Source organism: Marinobacter alkalisoli (assembly GCF_045449855.1).
Classification (GTDB): domain Bacteria; phylum Pseudomonadota; class Gammaproteobacteria; order Pseudomonadales; family Oleiphilaceae; genus Marinobacter.
The window spans coordinates 1-8802 of the sequence record NZ_JBJJLC010000013.1; the positions used below are offsets into that span (position 1 = coordinate 1).

At 50.3% G+C, this 8802-nt stretch carries 15 protein-coding genes; all 15 read left to right on the forward strand.

Features of this window, described 5'->3' with window-relative positions; all coding sequences use genetic code 11:
• Nucleotides 1-262 precede the first annotated feature (262 nt).
• Complete coding sequence (locus ACJO5Y_RS07620; RefSeq protein WP_406985836.1) at nt 263-742, forward strand: hypothetical protein; 480 nt, start codon at nt 263-265, stop codon at nt 740-742.
• Nucleotides 743-859: 117 nt separating this feature from the next.
• On the forward strand, nt 860-1147 hold the full coding sequence (locus tag ACJO5Y_RS07625; RefSeq protein ID WP_406985837.1) for a hypothetical protein: 288 nt from the start codon (nt 860-862) through the stop codon (nt 1145-1147).
• 102 nt (nt 1148-1249) lie between these two features.
• Nucleotides 1250-1591, forward strand: a complete 342-nt coding sequence (locus ACJO5Y_RS07630; protein WP_406985838.1) for a hypothetical protein — start codon at nt 1250-1252, stop codon at nt 1589-1591.
• Between the two features lie 121 nt (nt 1592-1712).
• Nucleotides 1713-2222, forward strand: coding sequence for a hypothetical protein (locus ACJO5Y_RS07635; RefSeq protein WP_406985839.1), 510 nt, complete (start codon nt 1713-1715; stop codon nt 2220-2222).
• A gap of 108 nt (nt 2223-2330) precedes the next feature.
• Nucleotides 2331-2621, forward strand: coding sequence for a hypothetical protein (locus ACJO5Y_RS07640; protein ID WP_406985840.1), 291 nt, complete (start codon nt 2331-2333; stop codon nt 2619-2621).
• Nucleotides 2622-2706: 85 nt separating this feature from the next.
• Entirely contained in the window at nt 2707-3114 is a 408-nt protein-coding gene (locus ACJO5Y_RS07645; protein WP_406985841.1) for a hypothetical protein, read from the forward strand.
• Between the two features lie 99 nt (nt 3115-3213).
• Nucleotides 3214-3579 (forward strand): hypothetical protein, encoded by a 366-nt coding sequence (locus ACJO5Y_RS07650; protein ID WP_406985842.1) that lies wholly within the window; start codon nt 3214-3216, stop codon nt 3577-3579.
• A 21-nt stretch (nt 3580-3600) separates the two neighbouring features.
• Nucleotides 3601-4041: a Ypar14, super integron cassette gene (locus tag ACJO5Y_RS07655; protein WP_406985843.1), complete on the forward strand. Its 441-nt coding sequence runs from the start codon at nt 3601-3603 to the stop codon at nt 4039-4041.
• A gap of 120 nt (nt 4042-4161) precedes the next feature.
• Complete coding sequence (locus tag ACJO5Y_RS07660) at nt 4162-4755, forward strand: hypothetical protein (RefSeq protein ID WP_406985844.1); 594 nt, start codon at nt 4162-4164, stop codon at nt 4753-4755.
• A gap of 41 nt (nt 4756-4796) precedes the next feature.
• Complete coding sequence (locus tag ACJO5Y_RS07665; RefSeq protein ID WP_406985845.1) at nt 4797-5150, forward strand: hypothetical protein; 354 nt, start codon at nt 4797-4799, stop codon at nt 5148-5150.
• Between the two features lie 117 nt (nt 5151-5267).
• A complete protein-coding gene (locus ACJO5Y_RS07670; protein WP_406985846.1) occupies nt 5268-5714 on the forward strand; it encodes a hypothetical protein in 447 nt (148 codons plus the stop codon).
• A gap of 884 nt (nt 5715-6598) precedes the next feature.
• Entirely contained in the window at nt 6599-6961 is a 363-nt protein-coding gene (locus ACJO5Y_RS07675; protein WP_406985848.1) for a hypothetical protein, read from the forward strand.
• A gap of 105 nt (nt 6962-7066) precedes the next feature.
• Nucleotides 7067-7525 (forward strand): hypothetical protein, encoded by a 459-nt coding sequence (locus ACJO5Y_RS07680; RefSeq protein ID WP_406985850.1) that lies wholly within the window; start codon nt 7067-7069, stop codon nt 7523-7525.
• A gap of 125 nt (nt 7526-7650) precedes the next feature.
• A complete protein-coding gene (locus ACJO5Y_RS07685; protein ID WP_406985852.1) occupies nt 7651-8220 on the forward strand; it encodes a hypothetical protein in 570 nt (189 codons plus the stop codon).
• A gap of 130 nt (nt 8221-8350) precedes the next feature.
• Nucleotides 8351-8701 (forward strand): DUF413 domain-containing protein, encoded by a 351-nt coding sequence (gene maoP / locus ACJO5Y_RS07690; protein ID WP_061333867.1) that lies wholly within the window; start codon nt 8351-8353, stop codon nt 8699-8701.
• Nucleotides 8702-8802 lie beyond the last annotated feature (101 nt).

An 8802-nucleotide genomic window follows, 5' to 3' on the forward strand; every position in this document is an offset into this window, starting at 1 on the left:
CTTGGTAAGTGGATCATGGAGTGTTTGGCCGCCCACCCGGCCATTAAGGGCACCCAAATGGTGTTGCAAACCCGTGATGCGCACGGGTTGTACGAGAGGTTTGGGTTCTCTGGAAATAGTGCTCTCATGAGCACAGGTGTAACTGATTTATAACCATGCCAGTCACGGCGACGTCTACTACATTGCGGCTGCGCCTCCATTCCGTAGCCGCGCGTGCTGAGCGGCGTTATGTTTCCATGCAATCAAATTTAAGGAGTTAGTAGTGATCAGAAAAATTGCCGGACTGGTACTGATGGTTTCTTCAGGGCTTGGATATGCTGATGATGGCCGGAACGTTTCTTCTTTAATGGAGAAATATTTGAGTACGGTAACGTGTGCCACTTACGAGGCTGAGAAAGATCTCCGGATATTTGAACTGGTCAAGCATGGGGCCGAGGTTCAGGCCTTTGGTGTCTTATGGGCCGGAGATAAAAGTTGCGGAGGTGGGGCTGGCGCTGGGAACGTCTATGTTACACCAGTCGTTGCTACACGTTGGGGTGATCTGGTTGTGGCCAATGAAGGCGAGTATAAGGTTTCATCCCGAGAATATAATACTGCGTATTTTCATGAGGATGAAACACTCATTTTGAACGTCCCAAAGTATCAAGAGGGCGACCCCAACTGCTGTCCCAGCGGCTCGGAAACTCATCTTTTGAAGTATGATGAGACAGATCAGAAATTTGTTGGCGCTGAGGCTAAGTAATCTCAGACAACATAACCAGTGCAGGCACGGCGACGCCCACTACATTGCGCCTTCGGCTCCATTACGTGGGCGCGCATGCTGCAAGCGTTATAAGTAAATCGAAGCCACGGTGAGGCCATGGAAATAGGCAAGGTATACAAAGAAGTGCTGGTTAATGAGCTCGGGATTACAAGGATGAGTGATGGCTACAAGATAACTCTTGAACTCCAGTCTTCTGAGGGTGATCAAGCCATCCAGCTACTTGGTGTACGAGAGGTAGACAACCTTGCTGAGCTTCTTGAGGCAGAGAGACTATGGGTTCAGGAAGACGAAGGTAGCCAGGTTGAGTTCGGTCGTTACCAACTCTGTGTTTCCGGCGAGACATACACTGAGATCGTCTGTGACGAAGTTACCACCAACTCATAACCAGTCATTGCAGTTCGTTTCGGCCCTGACGGGCCTCCACCGGACAGCCCTTCCATTGCACTCCAGGGCTGCCGCTGAATTTTGGCGTTAGAGTCCTGAAAAATGGAAGAAATCGGAAGTTTCATAGGTAAGATTTTGCTCGTCGGTATCACCCTACTGGATGATGAAGAGCAGCTTATTGGCCAGGTACAAGTATATGGTCCGATCATCCATGTAGATGGGAGCGGTATTGTCCTAAAACGAAATGGCAGTGATACCGAGTTCTACTTGCCTCCCGATTTCTCGAATATCCTGCCAGCTGATGAGGGCGAGTATCGTCTCAGGTCAACTGGAGAAGTTGTAGTCGACCCCGACTACCTTTCGAGCTGGACGGTTCGAGGAGCCAAGCCTGGGTCACTCGAAGAGTATTCCAACAATGGATTTCCGGGTTTTGAGCCTGAATGACTCTAACCATACATTCCAGTTCGTTCCGGCCCTGATGGGCCTTCACCGGACGGCCTTTTCTCCGCTTCGCTACGTAAAGGCCGCCGCTGAATCGTGGCGTTAGGCTGTATTCGTAGAATCTATGATGACTCAACAATCTTTGACTATAAACACACTTACACGCTGGGCCTACGGCGAAGAATGCCCTGAACTGCTCGAGCTTGAAGAAGATCCCGACGCATTTGACCGAGAGGTGTGCTCTCTCTGTGATGATGACATGCTGCTTGATTTCGCTGCGGACCACTCCTGCGCAATGCGTCAATATTTTGCACAACTCCTGGCAACTAGCTTATGTTGGGTGTACAGAGTAGAGCTCGGCTTACCGTTTCATTTTTCGCGCTTGCGCGGACTGATGGAAAAAGCAGAATTTATGGGAAATGCAGAATCATTGGCAGAAGCCATCCATAGGAAATCGACTGTTATCGATAGAATGAGGGTAACCGAGGACGACTCAATTCAAGCGTTGTACAAACAGATTATGGACTTCAGGCATCGGATTACTGAACATAAATCGAAGCTCTATTACGAGTTAATCAGAGATTTACATAGTGAATCTTTGCAAAAATTTCAGTGTATTAGCCCGAGAGCCTAACAAAGCCAGTCACGGCGACGTTTACTACATTGCGGCTTCGCCTCCATTTCGTAGCCGCGCGTGCTGAGCGGCGTTATACCCAAAGCAGTAAGGAGTAGTAGGTAGTTCATGAGCCATTATCGTGACGTTGTCATTGAGACATTCAAAAACAAAGGTGGTGCATCACGCAGCTCTGTAAGGGCAAGGCCTGTTGAAGGTCAGGGCTTGGATGTGGGTATGAACGTGGAATGCTCCTCGAAAATGCGGAAAGGACATCCAGTGGGTACTAAATTCCTACTCCAAGCCAAAGTCACAGACAGAGATGGTGGAAGTCCTTTTCTTTACGCACACTACAACGCGCCATACCGTGTGGTTTCGGAAAAGGAAGCGTCAGAGTTCATTAATAAATTCAAGGTATAACAAGGCGCATCAGTACGCGGCCGATGGCCGCCGGACGCCACTGTCGTGGCGCCGCTGTGCTCAGCGTTAAGCACAGGGAGGTTGAGTGGTAGTAAGGAGTATTGCCAGGGCGATTTCAAGCTTGGTGTGGCTATTGGCAGGCTTGGTGTCTTTGGTAGTTGGCATGGACCTCTTGCACGGCGAAAGCCTATCAATTTCCATTTCAGGAAATTCGGCCAATGTTGAATTCGCAATTGGTTACGTAACAGTCGGGGCTCTCTTTTTGCTTGAAGCTGCACTGACGTTTTATGGTAAGAAGCTTGCCTTGGTCCTGTCTATTCCGGTTGCAGTGTTGATGGCGGTATTTGTATTCGATGAGCTTGGCGAATTTTGGGATGGCAGCATGGTTTCGCTCAAGTATCTGAGCCTCTACGCAGTCATGCTTTTTGCGTCAACGCTAACCAGTGTCCTCGTGGCTTGGTCTAGCATCGGAGCAGGCCGGACCAATGCTTAACCATGCCAGCCACGGCGACGGCTACTGCATTGCGGCTTCGCCTCCATTCCGTAGCCGCGCGTGCTGAGCGGCGTTAACTACTCTAGATAGCGAAATGAGATGGAATTTGTAGCCGTTTTCCTGTTGTCGATAGTCTATTTTGTTGTCTTGCTGCTTGTTCCTGTCCTCATGGCCGCAGAACTGGCGTGCATAATGATTCTGTCGTACGGTCTGTTTTTGCGGTTTTTCGAACCTAGGCAATATCGCTTGTTTCGCTTTTTCGAAAACGGCGGGGCCCTGCGGCTTTTGGTGGCGCCAGTACTTTTGACGCTGGCTTCTGGTCTTTATCTTGCCAGCCAAACATGCTGCAAAACCACATTCGCCACTTTCCTTTTCAACGTTCAACTGGTGGTTTGGGGTGTGGGTATAGCTGTCCTGGTTTCTGCAATAGCATTGCGACAGCTCTTTCGGTGGCTGAGGTTTTAGCAGTTAACAAGATATTGCAGTATGTTCCGGGCCTTTGGCCCTCCACCGGACGCCCCTGTCGGGGCGCCGCTGAATATTGGCGTTATAACCCAAGGAGATCCTGTGCTGGTCTGGGATGAGACAGATGTACTAACCGTGCTTGAGGTGATTCCGGAAGTGGAGCACGACAGCATTTGGCATAGGTACGTAGTTCGAGAGCATGGAATTGAGCTTACTGTCACGATTTACCAGTACGACGCTGATGTTTGGTTTGAAATGCGATCATTGGGCATTGAAAAGCCGATTTTCTCCATGCGGATGATCGATTGCCCTGGGATAGCTCGGAAGCTCGACGCTACTGGCGAGTATTTGGAGTTCGCTGCGTCAAGGTGTTTCGGGTCGCGCTATGACGGGGACCAAACAATACCTTATGGTGTTCGTATTTACATTAAACCTACGATCAACGTGGCACTGTTCGGATAGGTTATAACAATTGCATTAAATTCGTTCCGGCCCGAAGGGCCTCCACCGGACGGCCTTTTCTCCGCTTCGCTGCGCAAAAGCCGCCGTTTATGCAGGCGTTAGCGCACAAGGAAGGCGAAGATGTCGCTAATAAAAAAGTTTTATGGAGCGGAGGAGCCATCCCTGACCCGGCTTGCTGTGATCAGTTCGGTCTATGTCGCTTTGGGTCTTTTCTTCTATGGAGCGTGGGCTGATTTCGTTCCGTTACCAAGTTGGTCGCGGGGCGGATTAATCGCTTCCGGAATCATAAGCGTGTCCGCTTCGGTTGCCATAGTGTTTGCTTACTCAACGGGCAAGGCGAATTTTCGGCCTGGAACCTCGCGATTTATGAAGGCGTTCTCGTATCTGATGATACCCTGGGTGATATTTGGCTTAAGCTGGGGGGGGCTTGTTCACGGTATCGGTGCGGTTTACACCGAAACGATGGGCACTCCGATGGCGTTTAAGATTTCCGCATCGAAAAAGATCAAAAATAGCTTTCGCTCTTGCGACTATAGGCTTTATGCAACAGAGCTGGACACAGCTTTTCCCGAGTATCTATGTATAACGGAAAGCGAATATGCCTCTCTGCCGATGAAGGTTGAAATGACTTTGTGGGGCCAAAGATCTGGACTCGGTTTCTCGGCCAGTTGGCATGTGGGTAGCGCTAACAAGTCACGGAAGGCGGACGCGTGAGACGCGCCGCTTCGTTTTCGCGTTATACAGAAGAGACATAGATGCAGAAATTTAGGTTCTCAATAGGAATGATTTTCTTCGCTGTGACAATGGTTCTGGCGGGACTTCTTTTGGGTATATTTCAAGATCCCAAATGGTTTGGGAATTTTGGCGCACTTGTTGTCATGTTCGGCGTCGCGAGTGAGTACTCCTTGCTCCAAAATGAGCTCCATGCACTTTATGCCGCCCTGAAAGGCGAAGGTGCTTCAGTGTTCGGGAGCAGCGGCATCCCTGATCTCAGGCCGGGTCGCCTCCATTCTGTTCTTGCCTTAACTTCCCATATCGTAATCGTTCTAGGAACCGTGCTATGGGGGTTTGGTGAGTGGTGGTTGGGCTGGTTACTTGAAACTGTATAACCAACCGCTCCAGTACGCGGCCGATGGCCGCCGGACGCCCTTTTCATTGCGGCTTCGCCTTCATTTCAAGGGCGCCGCTGAGCTTTGCGTTAATGGGATTTGCATGTTGGTCATGTTGTGAAAATAGAAAAGCCGAAAATTCCGCAAATGGGAGACGAAAACAACCCAGAGGCGGTGGCCTTTTGCGAACGGTGTATTCGCGCAATGCGCCAAAATATCGGTGCGGGGCTGCTTTGGTTTCTCTCTATTGGGGCCCTTGCGGTGGTGTTTAATACCGTTGATTTTTTTCGACCGGCCGGGGAAACAGCTGGCTCATGGCTAGAGCGTTCAGGCGCTCTTATCGGCGTTGCTGGCATCTTGATAGAGTTTCGCGCCAAAAGAATGAATAACGTGCTATCCAATTCATCAGTGAAGCTTGCTCCTACGCTTTTTCGAAGGATTAGCTTCTACAGCAAGCACATGTCTGTGCTTCATATTTTGGGTTTATTCTGTGCGTGTTTCGGCGCTCTCATATGGAGCTATGGTGAGCCAATTTTCAATGCACTGGCCATGCTGGGCAACTAGGACCCATTAACAAGGCAATCAAATTCGTTACGGCCTACGGCCTCCACCGGACGCCCTTGTCAGGGCGCCGTTTATTGCTGGCGTTAGGTGCTAAAGGGAATTATGAAACATCTATTCATTCTTTTTTGCGGGGTCGTGCTGGTTGGGTGCGCGTCCAATCAAAACCGCGCCCCTGGGGGAAACGAAAGGTACTACGGAGCTTCGGAGTACTGTTTAAACCTAAAGAAAAGGGCAACAGATGATCTGAGTAATCCGGATAACTATCGACAGTATCAGGACGAATGTGAATTTTATGGAGGTAGCGAGCCTCCGAAAGAAGATCAAAATAGAGAGTGCATCCTCAACATGATTTTAGGTGGCTCTTGCAGTGAGGCATACGAGAAGTGGGAGTGATTAATCGTAGGCCTCACCTAACCATGCAAGTCACGGCGACGTCTACTCCATTGCGGCTTCGCCTCCATTTCGTAGCCGCGCGTGCTTAGCGGCGTTATAAGCACTGGAAATAGATGCGCCCGCGATACAGGTGAGTGGTTTCATGGGAGAAGTTTTGTTTGACGCTTTGTTTAGGGCAGGGATTCGACTCCTGGCGAGACTGCTCGGCTGTGAGCTGGAGTGTGACCCATTTTTAGGTGGTCTTCTCATAGCGCTCGTCGTATTTTTGGTGGTTTGCGTTGTTGTTCTGATTGCTTGCTACGCCCGTGCCCCGGCCAGAAGAAAACGCCGCAGAGCCAGATGATGTTATAACAAGTAATTCCAGTTCGTTACGGCCCCTTTGGGGCCTCCACCGGACGGCCTTTTCTCCGCTTCGCTGCGCAAAGGCCGCCGCTGAATATCGACGTTATGTGGCAAAAGGACTATAGCCATGGAGGTCAGAACCAGCCCCTTTGAGCGAGTCACAGTTGCAGCAAGAAATTGACTATCTTGCTGCTTTTCTCACAAGAGAGGGTATTCGGGAACTTCATGTGGCCTTTGGCTGGGACTGTAACCTTTCGATTGATGACATGTGGCAGTACCAACCGCTAAACACGGAGAAATTGTCGTCATTCCTGTCGGAGGCTGAGGAAAGAGGGATTTTCACACTGGGCAGAGGCGACCTCTTCTTTCGCTGCAAAAACTTTGAGTTCGTTCTTTGCCATGAGGCGGACATCCATTTAGAGTCTTTTCAGTCGCGGCAAATTGAGTTCGAGGAACGTTGGTTTAACTTAGGCTATGAACCGTATAGCGTGCTGGCCAGAGAGAGCACATAACCAAGCATTCCAGTTCGTTCCGGGCCTGGCGGCCCTCCACCGGACGCCCTTTTCTCCGCTTCGCTACAAAAAGGTCGCCGCTGAATCGTGGCGTTATACCTGACTATGAACGATATTACGGAAGCTATCCTGCGTTATAGGGAGTGTGCTCTGCACACTTGGAATACCACGTTTCAATTCCTCGAAGATGGGGATGACGATTTTGAGCTTGTTGATCGGGCTCTTCTGGAAGCGTTGGTTCTGAATCGAGCTCAGCCTTATATCCCCGCAGAAGGGACTGGTGGGGAGTACATTGAGGCAATTGATGTGGCCCCCGAATTTGGTCCCAAGGGTGCGCACTGTATGTACGCATTCCGGTCGGGTAACACTTGGTCATGGAAGGAAGTCTGGCTCCAGGATGAACCGATGAGTCTCAAATTCATGTACTTCTTCGATTGGAAAGAATGGGAGTATCGTGAGCTACAGTACGCCCGGGCTCGAATTGTCCAGTGCGAACAAGATCGAGATATTGTGGGTGCCGACTTACTTATCGAAGCTCAGGCGTGCCGGTACATCCGGGTATAACCATGCCAGTCACGGCGACGTCTACTACATTGCGGCTTCGCCTCCATTCCGTAGCCGCGCGTGCTGAGCGGCGTTAGAAGTTTTGGAGTCAACCTGTGAGTTGGCCTTGTGAACATGGGGAAGAAATGAAAGAAGGGATTTCTAGGTTTGATGACTTTTGGGCGCTCCACGTGAATGGGTATATTTTCCTGCTCTCGGGCACAGATTTTTCTGAAGCTACCCGGAGCGTCAAAGAAAAATACGGGGAGACAGTTTGGGCGCAATTTCTTCTTGCAGTTTCGAACTTTTCGAGACTGTCGGATGCAAGGAGCCATACCAGTATCGAGCGTGATGCTGTCAAAGCAATTCAGAACTTCTTCCAACAGAATCCAAAATCGATCCCGCAATACAGGTTCGTAGGCAAAGAGGCTATGACCGTCGCATCCACATTTATCGAGGCTTGCACCACATGCCCTGCCTCCAAAGGCTTGTTTACATGCGAGGAACTCCAGATCGATGGGAAGAATCAATGGATTCTCCGCGAGTATTATTCGCAAAGTCTTGTTGAGCGTCTCGGCAACAAAAAGAGGTTAGCGAAGACGGTGCCCATCACTCCATCGAAGATTGAAGAACTGAGTGGTAACTCGACTGATTTCAGAATACGAGTGGCTGGGGATTGGCTCAGGATATGTCACGAAGGAGTTCGGGCTCCATGAGAAATCGAAATACTTGCGAGAACCTAAATACTTCTAACCAGTACAATCACGGCGACGGTTACTGCATTGCGGCTGCGCCTCCATTCCGCAACCGCGCGTGTTGTCGGCGTTATGTTTCCTGGAGTGATCAGTGGCTTCAGCAGAGCACATGAAATATCGGAAAATGGAGTTTCAGCCCAACGTGCCCGATACACTCTTTTCCGAGGACGAGATCGAGCTGTTGGTCACATACGGCTCGTGGCTTGCAGCTCTCATGCGCGGGGCAATTAGTCCTGAAACACCAGCCCAAGAGCGCTTCGTCGAGGTTTGTAATGGAAACAAAAATCCGGAAAGTCAGTTCGAAAAAGTCTGGGCCAAGTACATTAAACGCAAAATCTGGGAGTCAGAAAATCCAGACTATGTGGGCAAGCAAGAGGCTGACTTGCTGGTGAATCTGGGCATAACTGGTCGTGGCTGGGGCGTTTACGGCCATTTCAAGTAAAACATAACAAGGCGCATCAATTCGCGGCCGGTGGCCGCCGGACGCCCTTTTCATTGCGGCTACGCCTCCATTACAAGGGCGCCGTTGTGCGCTGGCGTTAA